Here is a 15,925-nt window from a genome sequence, read left to right as displayed (position 1 = left end):
GGGCCGCGGGTTCGCTGCCCCCGCGATCCACCGGTTGGCCGTGGGCTTGCATCAGGGTCGTCCCGACCGGGCTCGGGAGGCCCGGGGACAGGAGCGAACCCCACACCCATGGCTTTGGACCTCAAGACTTTCCACGCCCGTGCGGCGCTCGCCGGACTCGCCCTGCTGGCGGCCCAGTCCGCCGCCCTCGCCCAGGGCACCCTGCGGATCGGCATGACCGCTTCGGACATCCCCCTCACCACGGGCCAAGCCGACAACGGCGGCGAGGGTATGCGGTTCACCGGCTATACGATCTACGATGGCCTCATCAATTGGGATCTCAGCAAGGCGGACAAGGCGTCGGACCTCGTGCCGGGCTTGGCCGAGAGTTGGTCCGTCGATCCCGCCGACAAGACGAAGTGGACCTTCAAGCTCCGTCCGGGCGTGACCTTCCACGACGGCTCGACCTTCACCGCCGACGCGGTCGTCTGGAACCTCGACAAGCTCTTGAAGACCGATGCGCCGCAATACGATCCGCGCCAATCGGCCCAGGGCAAGACGCGCATCCCGGCCGTCGCCAGCTACCGGGTGATCGACCCGCTCACCGTGGAGATCGTGACCAAGGCGCCGGATGCGACGCTGCCCTACCAGATCGCCTGGATCATGATGTCCTCCCCCGCCCAGTGGGAGAAGCTCGGCAAGTCCTGGGACGAGTTCGCCAAGCACCCCTCCGGCACCGGCCCATGGAAGCTCACCCTGTTCGCCCCCCGCGAGCGCGCCGAGATGGTGCCGAACGCGGCTTATTGGGACAAGGCGCGGGTACCCAAGCTCGACAAGCTCGTCCTCGTGCCCCTGCCGGAGGCGAATGCCCGCGTGGCGGCGCTCCGCTCGGGTCAGGTCGACTGGATCGAGGCGCCCGCGCCGGATGCGGTGGCCTCCCTGAAGGGCGCGGGTTTCACCATCGTCACGAACTCCTACCCGCACAACTGGACATGGCACCTGTCCCGGATCGAGGGATCGCCCTGGAACGATATCCGGGTGCGCAAGGCGGTGAACCTCGCCATCGACCGCGAGGGGCTGAAGGAGCTCCTCGGCGGCCTCGCCATCCCGGCCAAGGGCTTCATGCCGCCCGGCCATCAGTGGTTCGGCAAGCCGACCTTCGACCTGAAGTACGATCCCGAGGCGGCCAAGAAGCTGCTGGCCGAGGCCGGCTACAGCGCGGCCAAGCCGCTGAAGCTCAAGGTCGCCATCTCGGCCTCCGGCTCCGGCCAGATGCAGCCGCTGCCGATGAACGAGTTCGTGCAGCAGAACCTTGCCGATGTCGGCGTTCAAGTCGAATACCAAGTCGTGGAGTGGAACACGCTGATCAACATCTGGCGCGCCGGCGCCAAGGCCGACATTTCGCGCGGCGTCTCGGCCATCAACTACTCGTACTTCATCCAGGACCCCTTCACCGGCTTCATTCGCCATCTGCAGTGTAACCTCGCGCCGCCGAACGGTACGAACTGGGGCTATTATTGCGACCCGGAAATGGACAAGCTGTTTGACCAAGTCCGCAACGCCTTCGACAAGGAGGAACAGGCGAAGGTTCTGCAGAAGGTCCACGAGAAGTTCGTGGACGACGCGCTGTTCGTGATGATCACCCACGACGTGAACCCCCGGGCGATGAGCCCGAAGGTCAAGGGCTTCGTTCAGGCGCAGAACTGGTTCCAGGACTTCTCGAACATCACCATGGCGACGGCGGGAAAGTAGCTCCCACGGGCCCTGACGACACCCGACGTCATCGCGAGCGACACGAAGCAATCCAGGGATCCGCCACGATTCCGCAAGGTCTCGCCCTGGATTGCCTCAGGTCACGCTCGCGATGACGGTGGGCACGGGACAATCACGAAGACATGCTCATCGCACCGCAGGGCCAATGTTCCTCTACATCCTGAAACGCCTCGTCACCGTCACGCCCGTCGCCTTCGGCGTGAGCGTGGTGTGCTTCCTGCTCGTCCACCTCGCGCCGGGCGACCCCCTGAGCGCGGTGCTCCCGGCGGACGCCACGCAGGCGACCATCGACGAGATGCGCGCCGCCTACGGGTTCGATAAGCCCCTGCCGGTCCAGTACGCGATCTGGCTGTGGCACGTGCTGCACGGCGACCTCGGCGTCTCCATCGCCACCGGGCGCCCCGTGGCGCAGGAGGTGGGACGTGCGGTGGTGAACTCGCTGATCCTCGCCAGCGTGGCGACGCTGATCGGCTTCACCTTCGGCGTGTTCTTCGGCTTCGTCGCCGGGTACCGGCGCAACTCGATCCTCGACCGGGTCGCCTCGGCCCTCTCGGTCTTCGGCGTGAGCGTGCCGCATTACTGGCTCGGCATGGTGCTGGTGATCGTCTTCTCGGCGACCCTGGGCTGGTTGCCGCCCACGGGGGCCGGGCCGGACGGATCGGGCAACTGGCGGCCGGACTTCGAGCACCTGCGCTACATCATCCTCCCCGCCATCACGATGGCGGTGATCCCGATGGGCATCATTGCCCGCACCGTCCGCGCCCTCGTCGCCGACATCCTGTCCCAGGACTTCGTGGAGGCGCTGCGCGCCAAGGGGCTAAGCGAGTGGGGCGTGTTCAAGCACGTGGTGCGCAACGCCGCCCCGACGGCGCTGGCCATCATGGGCCTCCAGCTCGGCTACCTGCTCGGCGGCTCGATCCTGATCGAGACCGTCTTCGCATGGCCGGGCACCGGATTCCTCCTCAACGCGGCGATCTTCCAGCGCGATCTGCCCCTGCTTCAGGGGTCGATTCTCGTGCTGGCGATGTTCTTCGTCGCCCTCAACCTCGTCGTGGACGTGATGCAGACCGCCCTCGATCCGCGCATCGAGCGCGCCTGAGACAGGAGGCCCGGCCATGACTGCTCCCCTCACCGCCGCCTCCGTCGCCCTCGACGGCAACCTCGCGGCGCCCCCCGACGCGCCGGAGGCCTTCGTCGCCTCCCGCGGCTTCTGGGGCCATGTCGGCCACCGGCTCGTCCGGGACCCGGTGGCGATGACCGCCGGCGCCGTCATCCTGATCGTCGTCGCCATCGCGGTCCTGTCGCCCTGGATCACGCCGATGGATCCCTACAAGGGCTCCATGCTGCGCCGCCTGAAGCCCGTGGGCGATGCCACCTACTGGCTCGGCTCCGACGAGCTCGGCCGGGACATGATCAGCCGCCTGATGCTCGGCTCCCGCCTGTCGCTGTTCATGGGCGTGACCCCGGTGCTCATCGCCTTCGTCATCGGCTCCTCCATCGGGATCCTCGCCGGCTATGTCGGCGGCTGGACCAACACGATCCTGATGCGCACCATCGACGTGTTCTTCGCGTTCCCCTCCGTCCTTCTGGCCATCGCCCTGTCGGGCGCCCTCGGGGCCGGCATCTTTAACTCGATCGTGTCGCTGACCTGCGTGTTCGTGCCCCAGATCGCCCGGGTGGCCGAGAGCGTCACCACGGGCATCCGCAAGCGCGACTACATCGACGCCGCCAAGCTTTCGGGTGCCTCGGCGCTGACGATCATGCGGGTGCAGGTGCTCGGCAACGTGGTGGGGCCGATCTTCGTCTACTCCACGAGCCTGATCTCGGTGTCGATGATCCTGGCCTCGGGCCTGTCGTTCCTCGGCCTCGGCGTGCGCCCGCCGGAGCCGGAATGGGGCCTGATGCTCAACACGCTGCGCACGGCGATCTACGTGAACCCCGTCGTCGCGGCCCTGCCGGGGCTGGCGATCTTCATCGTCTCGATCTCGTTCAACCTGTTCTCGGACGGTCTGCGCAACGCCATGGAGATTCGCCAGTGAGCGTCATCCCGAGCAGCCCCGATCCCTTCGCCGCCGACCGGGGCGGTCCCGCCCAGCCGCTCCTCTCGGTCTCCGGCCTCGTCAAGCATTTCCCCGTCCGCAAGGGCACGGGCCCGAAGCGCGTGGTGCGCGCCGTCGACGGCGTCGACTTCGACGTCCTGAAGGGCGAGACCCTCGGCATCGTCGGTGAATCCGGCTGCGGCAAGTCCACCACGGCCAAGCTGCTGATGGGCCTGATCGAGCGCGATACCGGCGACATGCTCTACGACGGGCAGGCGATCGGCGGGCGCGCCATGCCCTGGCGGAGCTACCGGCGCCAGGCGCAGATGGTGTTCCAAGACAGCTACGCCTCCCTCAACCCGAGGATGACGGTGGAGCAGTCCATCGCCTTCGGGCCGAAGGTGAACGGCGTGCCCGGCCGGCAGGCGGTGGAGCGCGCCCGCGCCCTCCTCGCCCGAGTCGGGCTGGAGCCGAAGCGCTTCGCCGGGCGCTACCCGCACGAGATCTCCGGCGGGCAGCGCCAGCGGGTGAACATCGCCCGGGCGCTCGCCCTCGAACCCCGCCTCGTGCTGCTGGACGAAGCCGTCTCGGCCCTGGACAAGTCCGTGGAGGCGCAGGTGCTCAACCTCCTCCTCGATCTCAAGGCCGAGTTCGGGCTCACCTACATCTTCATTAGCCACGACCTGAACGTGGTGCGGTTCATCTCGGACCGGGTGATGGTGATGTATCTCGGCCGGGTCGCCGAGATCGGCCCCTCGGATTCGGTGCTGGCCGCGCCGGGGCATCCCTACACGCAGGCGTTGCTCGCCTCCATGCCGTCCCTCGATCCCGACAACCGGACGCAGAAGGCGCTGCTGGCGGGCGACCCACCCAACCCCATCGATCCGCCCGGCGGGTGCCGCTTCCATCCCCGCTGCGCTCTGGCCGAGGGCGTCTGCGGGCAGGTCGAGCCGCCCCTCGATCCGGTCATGACCCTGCACCGGGTGGCGTGCCTCGCCCGCCAGCCCGGCTCTGGACACTCGGCCGCCCCCGCACAGGTTCTCGCCGCATGACCCTCCCGACGGCTCCCATGGTTCCGGCGGTGGAACTCACCGGCCTCCGCGTCGCCTTCGGCAAGACGCAGGTGGTCGATGGTGTCGATCTGCGCCTGGAGCGCGGACAGGCCCTGGCGCTGATCGGCGAATCGGGCTCCGGCAAGAGCGTGACCCTGCGGGCGATCCTGCGCCTGTTCCCGGCCGGGCGCAGCCGGATCGAGGGGCACATCCAGGCGGCGGGGCGGGACGTGCTCGCCCTCGACAAGCGCGCCCTCAGCGAGTTCCGGGGCGGCGACGTCTCGATGATCTTCCAGGAGCCGCTACTGGCCTTCGATCCGGTCTACACGGTGGGCCAGCAGATCATCGAGGCCATCCGCCGCCACGAGACCATCTCGCAGGCCGACGCGCGGGCGAGGGCGCTGGCGCTCCTGGAGAGGGTGCGCATCCCGAGCCCCGAGCGCCGCCTCGACAACTACCCGCACGAGATGTCGGGCGGGATGCGCCAGCGCGCCATGATCGCCCTGGCGCTTTCCTGCCGCCCGCAGGTGCTGCTCGCCGACGAGCCGACCACGGCGCTCGACGCGACGGTGCAGATCCAGGTGCTGCTCCTCCTGCGGGAATTGCAGCGGGATCTTGGCCTGTCCATCGTCATCGTCACCCACGATCTCGGGGCGGCGGTGGAGGTCGCGGACCGCATCGCCGTGATGTACGCGGGCAAGATCGTGGAGACGGGCACCGCCCGCGAGATCGTGCGCGACCCGCACCATCCCTACACGATCGGCCTGCTGCGCAGCCGTGCCGAGGGCGCCTTGGCCAAGGGCAGCCGCCTGGAGACCATTCCGGGGAGCCCGCCCGACCTCGCCAACCGGCCGCCGGGTTGCCCCTTCGCCCCGCGCTGCTTCCTGGCGGGGGATCGCTGCCACCGGGAGATGCCGCCGGTCGCGGAGGTCTCCCCCGGCCACAAGGTCGCCTGCTGGCACACCGAGGACGCGGCCGCCGCCTACCGTGCGGGGCCGACACCGCTGGCGGTGGAGATGGCCTGACGTCAAGAAGCCCACAACAAGCTCGGCTATAAGGGGCGGATGACGACTCGCCCCGCGCCCCGCCTCAACGACTACGGCCAGCCCATCGGCCCGGCCCTACCGGGCTGGACGCCCCGCGCCCACCCGCCGCGCACGGCCATGACCGGCCGGTTCTGCCACGTCGTGCCCCTCGATCCGGCGGCCCACGCGGCGGGCCTGTTCGCGCTCTTCGCGGCGGCGCCGGATTCGCGGAGCTGGACCTATCTCGGCGACGAGTTGCCCGTCACCGAAGCCGCCTACCGCGAGCGCCTGGAGCGTCAGGCGGCGGGTGAGGATCCGCTGTTCCACACCATCCTCGACGCGGCGACGGGCGCGCCCCTGGGAATCGCCTCGTACCTTCGGATCGACCCGCAGAACGGCGTGATCGAAGTGGGGCACATCCATTTCGGCCCGGCGCTGAAGCGCAGCGCCGCGGCCACGGAGGCGATGGCCCTGATGATGACCCGCGCCTTCGACGAATGCGGCTACCGCCGCTACGAGTGGAAGTGCGACAGTCTCAACGCCCCCTCGCGGGCAGCGGCCCTGCGCTACGGCTTCACCTTCGAGGGCATCTTCCGCAACGCCGTCGTGGTGAAGGGCCGCTCGCGGGATACCGCGTGGTTCTCGGTGACGGACGCGGAGTGGCCCAGGGTGAAGCGGGCCTTCTCGGATTGGCTCGATCCGGCGAATTTCGACGCCGAGGGTCGGCAGCGGCGGGGCTTGGCGGTGATCCGGGACGGTATCGGGTAAGGCTGGGTGTCGTTGCGCGCGCAGCGAAACAGTCAGGCCGGACGATCACCTCTTCTCCCTTCGCGCGACCTCATCCTGTGAGCCTGGCCGAGAAGCCCCTCTTTCCGATCCACCCCCTCACCTGAGTGTTTGGCCGGAAAGATCCCGGCGGCCCGTCACGCCCTCCACGTCTTTGCGAGCGGAGCGAAGCAATCCAGGGCAACGGGCCGTTTCCTACCGTGGCGCATCCCTGGATTGCTTCGCTCCGCTCGCAAGGACGGAGGGGGCGACGGCCCTTTCGGCCAGACACTGAGGTGCGGAAGGACGGGTGTCGGAGGCCGACGGTTCTGTCAGGCTCCGACACCGCGGCGCATCTCTCATGGCTTCCCTCCGCTCCCACGGAGAGCGGCGCGTTACCGCCCCACCTCCAGGAACCGCTCCGCGCTTCGCAGCGCCAGCGCCATGATCGTCAGGGCCGGGTTAGCGGCCAGCGAACTCGGGAAGGTCGAGCCGTCGCTGATCCAGAGGTTGTCGATCTCGAAGCTGCGCCCGAACGGATCGACCACCGCCGTGTCGCCGTCATGACCCATGCGGCAGGTGCCGAGCGTATGGGCGACGCGCTCCAGCACCCAGATGTCCTCGGCGCCCGCCGCCTCCCAGAGGCCGCGCATCACCCTGGTGGCGTGGGCGTTCAGGCGCTTCTCGTTGGCGTAGTAGCCGAAGTCGATCTTCGGCTTGCGCATCCCCCTCGCATCCACCTCGCCGGAGAGGGTGAGCACGTTGTCCTCATAGGGCAGGGTCTCGCCGTTGATGCCGATTCCGGCAAGGTGGTTGTAGCGGGCAAGGTAGTCGAGGAGCGGTTGGCCCCACAGGCCGCGCCCCCGCGCCACGGCGTTGGCGAAGGTGAGGGGCACCACGCCGAGGCTCTGGATCAGGTAGCCGCCCGCGAAATCGGCATCGGGCGCGCGGATGTAATCTTCGGTGATGAGCGAGGACGGATAGCCCCGGTTCATCCTCACCTCGTGGCCGAAGGTGCCCCAGACCTGGGTCGCGACGTGGCCCATGTAGTTGCGGCCGATCTGACCGCTGCCGTTGGCGAGCCCGCAATGGAGGAGGAGGCGCGGCGTCTCCACCGCCCCCGCGCAGAGGAAGACCGCCCGGCAGCGCTGGCGGTGCTCGCTCCCGTCCCGTGTGTAGAGCACCGCCGTGATCCGCCCGGCACCGTCGCGCTCGAAACCGTGGACGAAGGACTCCGCCCGGATCTCCGCGCCGTGATGCACGGCGTAGGGCAGGTAGCTCACGTCCATGCTGGCTTTCGCACCGTTGCGGCAGCCCTGGTGGCAGAAACCGCAATTGATGCAGGCATGACGGAGCGGGCCGTGCTCGGACTGGAAATCGCGGGAGACGACCGCCGCCGGCGCGTCGGCCCAGCGCACGCCCTTCGCCTCGCAGGCGCTCGCCATGAGCTGCGCGGGCCCGTTGCGCGGCACGGGGGCGAGGGGATAGCGCCGCCCGTCGTCCCAGGGATACCGGGCCGGCCCCGATACGCCGAGAAAGCCCTCGACGCGCTCGTAGTACGGGCGCAACTCCTCCGCGGTGAGCGGCCAATCGGCCCCCTCACCGGTTTCCGTCCGCAGGCGCATGTCGCGGGCGTCGGCACGGGGCACGAAGGCTCCCCAGTGCAGCATCGAGCCACCGACCCCGGTGCCGCTGTTGTTGCCGCCGAAGGCTTCCGGCGTGGGGCCGCCGCTGAGGCGCTCGTCCGTCCAGTAGATCTCGTCGGCGAGGGTCTCGTCGAAGGCGAAGGTCTCGGGCGTGAAGTTCGGTCCGGCCTCCAGCGCGACGACCGACAGGCCCGCCGCCGCAAGGCGGGCCAGCACCGGAGCGCCCCCGGCCCCGGTGCCGATCACCACGACATCGACCGGCTGGTCCTCGGAATGGCTGTTCATCGCGTCGAGGTTCATCGCGCAATCTCCTCGGCACGGGGTTCCCAGGGCTCGGGGCTGTCGAGACCGGTGGCGTGGAAACCGGGCAGGTTCCCGGCGATGGGCGTCGGCGCGTCGCCCCCGGCGCCGATGCCGGAGAAGCCGATCCGCGCGAGAGCCGCCGGATGGGCGATGTAGAGGCGCACGGCGTCGGCTCGCGCGTCCTCGAACCAGAACCGCATCCCGTCGGCATCGACCCGGCCGCCGAGGGCTTCGGGCACCTTGAGGTCTCCCTTCTGGGCCAGCGTGAGCAACGCGTCCTGTCCGTTGCCGTCGAGGGCGACGAAGGGGCGCCGGTGCGCCGCCCGCGCGGCGGCGTCGAGGGTGCGCAGGGCGGCGCGGTAGGCGGCACCGTCCTCCGGCAGCTTGGCGAAGCGCCAGCCGTCGCCGCCGCCCTCAGCCAAGCGGGCATCGAGCTTCGCGGCGAGGTCGAGGCCGGGCACCGGGACGATGCGGTGGAACACGGCGCGCAGAATCGCCAGTTCGACGGGATCGAGCACCTCCGGCTCGTAGGCCGGATCGGGCGCAGTGGCGCGCTCGGCCAGGGCCTCCCGCAGGCGGGAGTTGACGCGCTTCGAGGCGATCAGCTCCGCATAGGCCGGGGGCACGGCGGGCGGCTGCGGGGCGGAGCGATCCCCCGCCGGAGGCGGCGCGGCGAGGAGGCGCGCGAGGTCGGCGGGGCGCTCCAACGGCAGCAGGTGGCCGACGCCGTCGATGACCGTGAGCCGCCCATGCGGCAGGTGAGGCAGCGTCAGCGCCGCCTGGGCGTCCGGGCCGAGGTCCGCATCCTCCGACCCGGCGAAAACCAAGGCCGGCAGGCGCAGTACGCCGATCCGGCGGGCCAGATCCTCGTTCGCGCCGCCCTGAAGCCATGCCTTCCAGGCGGACGGCTCGGCCCGCAGGACATCGGCGACCGCGCGCTCTTCGAGGTCCGGGGGAAGGTCGCCGCCCACATTCGCCCGGACGAAGGCGCGGGCCTCCCGGGCACGGGTTTTGGCATCGGCGTCGATCCACGACAGCATGTGCGCCCGGCGGTCGTCGGGGATCGGCTCCGGGCTCGGCGGCGAGCCGGAGACGAGAACGAGGCCGGAGAGACCCGCGAGCCCCGCGTCGCCGTCCTGCGCCCGCCGCGCCAGCAGGAGGGCGACCTTGGCGCCCATGCTGTGCCCGGCGATGCGGAAGCGCGCCGGCGCCTCGGCGGCGATCGCCCGCGCGACATGGTCGGCCATGGCATCGACGGAGTAGCCCGCCACGTCGGCGGCCGCGCCGAAACCGGGCAGATCGATGGCGACGACCCGCGCCGTCCCGCCGAGTTCCCGGGCCAGGGGCTCCCAGGTTCGGGCGCTGCCTCCGAGGAAGTGGAGGCAGAACAGGATGTCGGCGGGAGGTTCGGTCATCACGGCGAAATCGCGCGACCCCCGCAGAGGTCAAGCTGGTGCGACATCGGCAAGGCCCTTCGGCGCGCGCGATCCACGCGGTCTCGCCGGCCGGCGAATTCGTCCGTGCGGGCGTCAGGCATCGATTCAGGGCTGCGGGTCGCCCCCGAACGTGGTGCTGTCCTGGGTTGCGTCGCCGCGTCCGAAGGGACGACGGGCGCTAGATTTCGAACAGCGTCCCCTGCTTCGCCGGGGTCGGTTTCGGCCCGCGGGGGGCTCCACGCTTCGGCTTCCCCGGAGACAGGTCCGGCGCCGGGGCCCCCGAGGGCACGGCCTCCACGCTGCCGTCGGCGAATTGCAGGCTGAGGAGGGCGGCGGCGGCGGCCTCCTGCGCGTGGCGCAGGGGACGCCCCTCGGGGTCGCGGACGAGGGCGAAGCCGCGGTCGAGGACGGCGCGGTAGCTGAGGGTGCCGAGGAGGCCGGCCAGGGCATCGAGCCGTGCCCGGCGGCGCTCGGCGTCGCGGCGGCCCGCTTGCACGAGGCGGGCGACGACGCCCGTGAGCCTGTCCCGGCGGCGGGCCTCCAGCGTCCGCGCCCGTTCGAGCCCCGAATCCCGGGCCAGCACGAGGCGGCGGCCGAGATCCGCGAGGCCGTCCTGGCGCCGCCGCAGATCGACCCGCAGCGCCCGGGCGGCGCGGTCGTCGACACGGGCGAGGCGCGTGCGGGCCTGGGCCAGGGCGAGTTCAGGGGAGTGCCGGGCGAGCCGGTCCAGCACCGCCTGGAGCCGCGCCCGGTGGCGGGCGGCGCCGGCGGCGAGCGCGGGGGCGAGGCGCGCCTCGGCGAGATCGAGGCGCTGGCGCTTGCCCGCCAGCAGCATGTCCGGCCCCGGCATGGCGCGGGCAAGGCCGCGCAGGTCGGCCCGGTCGCGCTCGATCCGGCGGCGGACGGCGCCCCCGCCCCGGGCGGCGAGGTCGGCCACCAGTGCCACCAGTTCCGCCCGCACCGGCACGGCCATCTCGGCGGCGCCGGTCGGCGTCGGCGCCCGGCGGTCGGAGACATGGTCGATGAGGGTCGTGTCCGTCTCGTGCCCCACGGCCGAGATCAGCGGGATGGCGCTCTCGAAGGCCGCGCGGACGACGCATTCCTCGTTGAAGGCCCACAGATCCTCGATCGATCCGCCGCCCCGGGCGACGATCAGCAGGTCGGGTCGGGGGATCGGCCCCGCCGCGGGGAGGGCATTGAAACCCCGGATCGCGGCGGCGACCTCCTCGGCGGCGCCCTCGCCCTGCACCCGCACCGGCCAGACCAGCACGGGCCGGGGGAAACGGTCCTGCAGCCGGTGGAGGATGTCGCGGATCACCGCCCCCGTGGGGGAGGTGACGACGCCCACCACCCGGGGCAGGAACGGGATCGGCTTGCGGTGCTCGGGGAGGAACAGGCCCTCCGCCGCGAGCTTCTTGCGGCGCTCCTCCAGCAGGGCCATCCAGGCGCCGAGCCCGGCGGGCTCCAGCCCGTCGATGACGATCTGATACGACGACTTGCCGGGGAAGGTGGTGATCTTGCCGGTGGCGACGACCTCGAGGCCCTCCTGAGGCTTCTGTCGCAGGCGCCCGTAGACGCCCTTCCACACCACCGCATCGATCTTCGCCTGCCCGTCCTTCAGGGCGAAGTAGGCGTGCCCCGAACCGTGGACGCCGCGAAAGCCGGAAATCTCCCCGCGCAGCCGCACATGGCCGAAGCGGTCCTCCAGCGTCTGCTTCAGCTTGGCCGACAGTTCGCCCACCGACCATTCCGGCTGGTTGCCGGACAGGACGGAGGAGGACGGGACGTCGGCCGTGTCGGACGGGCGCGGTGCGGGCGCAGCCTTCGGGCGGGGCGGGGGAACCAGGGGCATCGGCGCGACGCTAGAAGGCCCGCGGGCCGGCGACAAGGGCAGGGGCCACGTTGAAACCCTGCGCCGCCGCCGCACGTACTGAGACCGACACCACACCGGGAGGAATGCCCGTGAACGCCTTCATCGCCGTCGTCCTGGTCTGCGCCAACGGCATCGCCCAGGAAGCCTGCCACGACGAGCAGGCCCTGGAAGTGCGCAAGGTCCGCGTCGCCAACGAACTCGGCTGCGCCACGGGCTGGCAGGAGATTATCGCGCGCACCGACCTGCGCGAGGACATCGGCAAGACCGCCTACCTGAAGACCGAGTGCCGCCGGGTGAAGGCGGAGCGATAGGCTGCCTAACGGCTTGTCATTCCAGGGCTGCGACGCGGAGCCCGGAAACCGGATCCGCGACGATGCCTGATCCGCTCATCAGGACGTCCATACCCTTCCTTTTAACGTCAAGTCTCTGGATTCCGGGCTCTCGCCGATCGCGAGCCCCGGAATGACGGGGTGGGGGCCGTAGAGGCGGCAGCTCACCGCAACTCCCGCGCCCGCTCGCGCAGCACGAACTTCTGGATCTTGCCGGTGGAGGTCTTCGGCAGGGGTCCGAACACCACCGTCTTGGGCACCTTGAACCGCGCCATGCGCTCCCGGCAGAAGGCGGTCAGTTCTTGGGTGGAGGGCAGGGCGGCGCCGGGCTTGGCTTCGAGGAAGGCGCAGGGCGTCTCGCCCCAGGTCTCGTCGGGCCGGGCGACCACGGCGGCGAGCATCACCGCGGGGTGGCGGAGGAGTACCTCCTCGACCTCGAGGCTGGAGATGTTCTCCCCGCCCGAGATGATGATGTCCTTCGCCCGGTCCTTGATCTCCACGGCCCCGTCCGGGTGCCAGACGCCGAGATCGCCAGTGGCGTACCAGCCGTCGGCCAGCGTCCGCTCGGTGGCCGAGGGGTTGCCGAGATAGCCCTTCATGATGGTGTTGCCGCGCAGCCGGATCTCGCCGATGCGGGTGCCATCCTTCTCCAGAGGCGCTCCCGTTTCGAGGTCGGCGACCATCACCGCGTCGAGGGTCGCCAGCGGCACGCCCTGGCGGGCCATGCGCTCGTAGCGCTGGGTCTGCGTGAGCTCGGCCCAGTCCGGCTGCGCGAGGCAGGCGGTGGCAGGGCCGTAGCTCTCCGTGGCGCCGTAGAGATGCGTGACCCGGAAGCCCAGCTCCTCCATCGTGCGGATGATGGTGGAGGAGGGCGCCGCCCCGCCCACCGCGCAGCGCACGGTCTGCTCGAAGGCGCGGCGCTCATGGATCGGCGCATGGGCGATCATCGACAGGACGATGGGCGCCCCGCACAGGTGCGTCACGCCGTGCTCCGCGATCAGGCGGAAGATCTCGGCGGGCTCGACCCTGCGCAGGCAGACCTGCGTCGCCCCCGCCGCCACGCAGGCCCAGGGGTAGGACCAGCCGCTGCAATGGAACATCGGCAGCGTCCAGAGATACACGCTTTCGCCCGAGAGCCCGAAGGTCACCGCATTGCCGAGCGCCTGGAGATAGGCGCCGCGGTGGCTGTAGACCGCGCCCTTGGGATCGCCCGTCGTGCCTGAGGTGTAGAGCAAGCAGAGGGACTGCCACTCGTCCTCCGGTCCCGGCCACGCGGCGGCCGGGTCGCCTTCGTCGAGGAGCGCCTCGTAGGGCACCGCGTCGGCGACTCCCTCGCCGCCGATCGTCACCACGAGGGGAGGCTCGGGCAACTCGGCCAGGGCGCGGGCGGCCAGCTCCCGGTGGATGGCCTCCACGAGGAAGACCTTCGCCCCGCCGTGGCGCAGGGAGAAGGCGATGGTCGCGGGGTCGAGGCGCGTGTTCAGCGGGTTCAGCACCGCGCCGAGCATGGGCACGCCGAAATGCGCCTCGACCATTTCCGGGATGTTGGAGGCCAGGATGGCCACCGTGTCGAGCCGGCCGATGCCGCGCCGGGCCAAAGCCGAGGCGAGGCGGCGGCAGCGGGCATCGAGCTGCGCATAGGTCAGGCGCCGGTCGCCATCGATCACCGCGATCCGCGCGCCGAACGAGGCGGCGGCGCGGGCGAGCAGGCTGATGGGCGTGAGGGGCACGTAGTTCGCCGCCCGCCGTTCGAGCCCGGCCTCGAACGGGTGCGTCCCCGCCACGGTGGTCGGATGGGTGGACTCCGGCATGGGGCGCGCCCTCTCGGTCAAGCGGGGGTCGTTCTGTGTCGTCAGGCGTGGCGTTCGCCCTGCGCTCCCATGATTTCGCACGGCGGCGGTCTGTCAATCGGCGCGGGCTGACACGGGCCATGGCTCCGTCCCCGATGACGGTGGCGGAGGCGCCGTCACTGCGCGGCGGTTGACGCCGCTCCGCCGTTGACCAACCTTCGCCGTTCGCTCCGCCACGGAAGCGCGCACGAGGCTCCCCGGTGACTCACGACCATTTGCCCGCCGTGTCCGACGGAGCCCGCCGCGAGATGGCCGAGGGAGCGGTGAGGAAGGCGCGCGAGGCGTACGAGCGCTATGCCGAGGCCGGGGAACAGGCCCTCAACGCCGCCGAGACCTCCTTCGCCCAGGCCTTCGAGGGCTGGCGCCAAGTGATGCACGCCACCCGCGAGGCGGCCACGCAACTGTCCGAGAGCCAGGTGGCGCAGACCCGCAAGGCGCGGGAACAGTGGGAGACCGCCGGATCGCGCCTCTACAACGCCTTCGAGGACGATGCCGGGCGGATGATGGCGGCGATGCGCGAGATCGCCCACCGGATGCTCGTGGCCTCCGACACGAATGTCCGCGCCTCGCTGGATTTCGCCGAGGAGCTCGCCAAGGCCAGCGACCCGCGCGACATGCTGAAGCTGCAAGTGGCCTTCCTGCAGGACCAGTCCCGGCGGATCACCGACCAAGTGGTCGACCTTCACCAAACCACGACCCGCCTCGCCCGCGAGGCCGTCTCCCGCGCCGAAACCCGGTGAGTGGGCCCAGCGACCGGATCGTCCCGTCCCCTCCGCGGCTCGACCGGCTGACGGACGGGGACGTCCCGTTCCGGCGGGGCCATTTCCTCGCCTACGCCCCACGCGACTTCCACCGCATCGCCTACGTGGAGTGGGGTGACGCGGCGAGCCCGCATGTGGCGATCTGCGTCCACGGTCTCAGTCGCCAGGGCCGGGACTTCGATGCCCTGGCCTACGCCCTGGCCCGGATAGGGTACCGGGTGATCTGCCCGGACCTGCCGGGGCGGGGCCTGTCGGGCTGGCTGCGCGACCCGGAGCTCTACGCCCTGCCGCAATACGCCTCCGACATGGCAGCGCTCATCGCCCATCTCGGCGTCACGGGAACGATCGACTGGATCGGCACCTCCCTCGGCGGCCTCACCGGCATGGTGCTCGCGGCCGCGCAGGGCACGCCGATCCGGCGCTTAGTCATCAACGACATCGGGCCGTTCCTGCCCTGGGCGCCGATCCGCCAGATCGGCAACCGGCTGCGGGATGCGCCGCGCCTGCACCACAACCTCGCCTCCGGCGAATCGCGGCTGCGGACCGTGCTCGGCGACTTTGGGCCGCTCACCGACGAGCAGTGGCGCCACATCGCCGTGCATAGCTTTGTCCAGGAGCCGACGGGAGGCTGGCGCCCGCACTACGACCCGGCGATCGGCGATGCCTTCCGCCCCGGCCGGGTCTACAGCGTCAGCATGTGGCGGGACTGGGACGCCATCCGCTGCCCCGTCCTCCTCCTGCGCGGCGCCCGTTCGGACCTCCTTTTGCCGGAGACCGCCGACGAGATGATGCGGCGCGGTCCCCGGACCTACCGCGTCGAGATCCCGGATTGCGGCCACGCCCCCGCCCTCCTCGACCCGGAGCAGATCCGTGTCGTGACGGATTGGATGGGCTCACCCCAGCAGGTCGAGCGGCCTCCCGCCGGCCCGTGATCGCAACCCCCGCCATACCGCCAACCCCGGTCACGGCGGACGCCATTACGGCTCTCCGTGAATTGCGCCGCCGGTGGGTATGGCGAGCCAGGGCCACGGCTTGAAAGGTCCTGCCGCACTGGATTGCTTCGCTCCGCTCGCAGTGACGAGGGGCGGATGTGA

Annotated in this window: 13 protein-coding genes; 9 read left to right on the top strand and 4 right to left on the bottom strand. The window is 70.7% G+C overall.

Features of this window, described 5'->3' with window-relative positions; translation table 11 throughout:
- Positions 1 to 108: 108 nt before the first annotated feature.
- The 6 genes from MFF06_RS05045 (at position 109) to MFF06_RS05020 (ending at position 6,636) form a co-directional block, all read left to right on the top strand.
- Positions 109 to 1,731 carry an ABC transporter substrate-binding protein gene (locus tag MFF06_RS05045; protein ID WP_238201925.1) on the top strand — a complete coding sequence of 541 codons (1,623 nt, stop codon included), beginning with the start codon at positions 109 to 111 and terminating at the stop codon, positions 1,729 to 1,731.
- A gap of 166 nt (positions 1,732 to 1,897) precedes the next feature.
- Positions 1,898 to 2,851: an ABC transporter permease gene (locus MFF06_RS05040; RefSeq protein ID WP_238201924.1), complete on the top strand. Its 954-nt coding sequence runs from the start codon at positions 1,898 to 1,900 to the stop codon at positions 2,849 to 2,851.
- A gap of 16 nt (positions 2,852 to 2,867) precedes the next feature.
- On the top strand, positions 2,868 to 3,791 hold the full coding sequence (locus tag MFF06_RS05035) for an ABC transporter permease (RefSeq protein ID WP_238201923.1): 924 nt from the start codon (positions 2,868 to 2,870) through the stop codon (positions 3,789 to 3,791).
- Complete coding sequence (locus tag MFF06_RS05030) at positions 3,788 to 4,843, top strand: ABC transporter ATP-binding protein (protein WP_238201922.1); 1,056 nt, start codon at positions 3,788 to 3,790, stop codon at positions 4,841 to 4,843. Before MFF06_RS05035 ends, MFF06_RS05030 begins: the two co-directional genes overlap by 4 nt.
- Positions 4,840 to 5,868 carry an ABC transporter ATP-binding protein gene (locus MFF06_RS05025; protein ID WP_238201921.1) on the top strand — a complete coding sequence of 343 codons (1,029 nt, stop codon included), beginning with the start codon at positions 4,840 to 4,842 and terminating at the stop codon, positions 5,866 to 5,868. The genes MFF06_RS05030 and MFF06_RS05025 overlap by 4 nt, the downstream gene beginning before the upstream one ends.
- Positions 5,869 to 5,907: 39 nt before the next feature.
- The gene (locus MFF06_RS05020; RefSeq protein WP_238201920.1) at positions 5,908 to 6,636 is read left to right on the top strand and encodes a GNAT family N-acetyltransferase; all 729 of its coding nucleotides are present in this window, start codon (positions 5,908 to 5,910) and stop codon (positions 6,634 to 6,636) included.
- Positions 6,637 to 7,028: 392 nt separating this feature from the next.
- Here the strand turns inward: MFF06_RS05020 and MFF06_RS05015 are convergent, their stop codons facing one another.
- The 3 genes from MFF06_RS05015 to xseA all read right to left on the bottom strand — a co-directional run bounded on the left by MFF06_RS05015 (position 7,029) and on the right by xseA (position 11,870).
- The gene (locus tag MFF06_RS05015; protein WP_238201919.1) at positions 7,029 to 8,579 is read right to left on the bottom strand and encodes a GMC family oxidoreductase; all 1,551 of its coding nucleotides are present in this window, start codon (positions 8,577 to 8,579) and stop codon (positions 7,029 to 7,031) included.
- Entirely contained in the window at positions 8,576 to 9,997 is a 1,422-nt protein-coding gene (locus tag MFF06_RS05010) for an alpha/beta hydrolase (RefSeq protein ID WP_238201918.1), read from the bottom strand. The genes MFF06_RS05015 and MFF06_RS05010 overlap by 4 nt, the downstream gene beginning before the upstream one ends.
- A gap of 199 nt (positions 9,998 to 10,196) precedes the next feature.
- Positions 10,197 to 11,870 (bottom strand): exodeoxyribonuclease VII large subunit, encoded by a 1,674-nt coding sequence (gene xseA / locus MFF06_RS05005; RefSeq protein ID WP_238201917.1) that lies wholly within the window; start codon positions 11,868 to 11,870, stop codon positions 10,197 to 10,199.
- 110 nt (positions 11,871 to 11,980) lie between these two features.
- On the opposite strand from xseA, the gene MFF06_RS05000 reads away from it, so the two are divergent.
- Positions 11,981 to 12,202 (top strand): hypothetical protein, encoded by a 222-nt coding sequence (locus MFF06_RS05000; RefSeq protein ID WP_238201916.1) that lies wholly within the window; start codon positions 11,981 to 11,983, stop codon positions 12,200 to 12,202.
- A 182-nt stretch (positions 12,203 to 12,384) separates the two neighbouring features.
- Here MFF06_RS05000 and MFF06_RS04995 read toward each other — a convergent pair whose 3' ends face one another.
- Positions 12,385 to 14,031 carry an AMP-binding protein gene (locus MFF06_RS04995; protein ID WP_238201915.1) on the bottom strand — a complete coding sequence of 549 codons (1,647 nt, stop codon included), beginning with the start codon at positions 14,029 to 14,031 and terminating at the stop codon, positions 12,385 to 12,387.
- 239 nt (positions 14,032 to 14,270) lie between these two features.
- Here MFF06_RS04995 and MFF06_RS04990 point away from each other — a divergent pair, with 239 nt between their 5' ends.
- Together MFF06_RS04990 and MFF06_RS04985 are read left to right on the top strand one after the other, a co-directional pair.
- Positions 14,271 to 14,810: a phasin family protein gene (locus MFF06_RS04990; RefSeq protein WP_238201914.1), complete on the top strand. Its 540-nt coding sequence runs from the start codon at positions 14,271 to 14,273 to the stop codon at positions 14,808 to 14,810.
- A complete protein-coding gene (locus tag MFF06_RS04985) occupies positions 14,807 to 15,763 on the top strand; it encodes an alpha/beta fold hydrolase (RefSeq protein ID WP_238201913.1) in 957 nt (318 codons plus the stop codon). Before MFF06_RS04990 ends, MFF06_RS04985 begins: the two co-directional genes overlap by 4 nt.
- The last annotated feature ends 162 nt before the right edge of the window (positions 15,764 to 15,925 follow it).

This window comes from Methylobacterium aerolatum (assembly GCF_022179085.1).
Taxonomy (GTDB): domain Bacteria; phylum Pseudomonadota; class Alphaproteobacteria; order Rhizobiales; family Beijerinckiaceae; genus Methylobacterium; species Methylobacterium aerolatum.
Note: the sequence above shows the minus strand (reverse complement) of the source record. Positions and strands in the feature narration are given on the sequence as shown.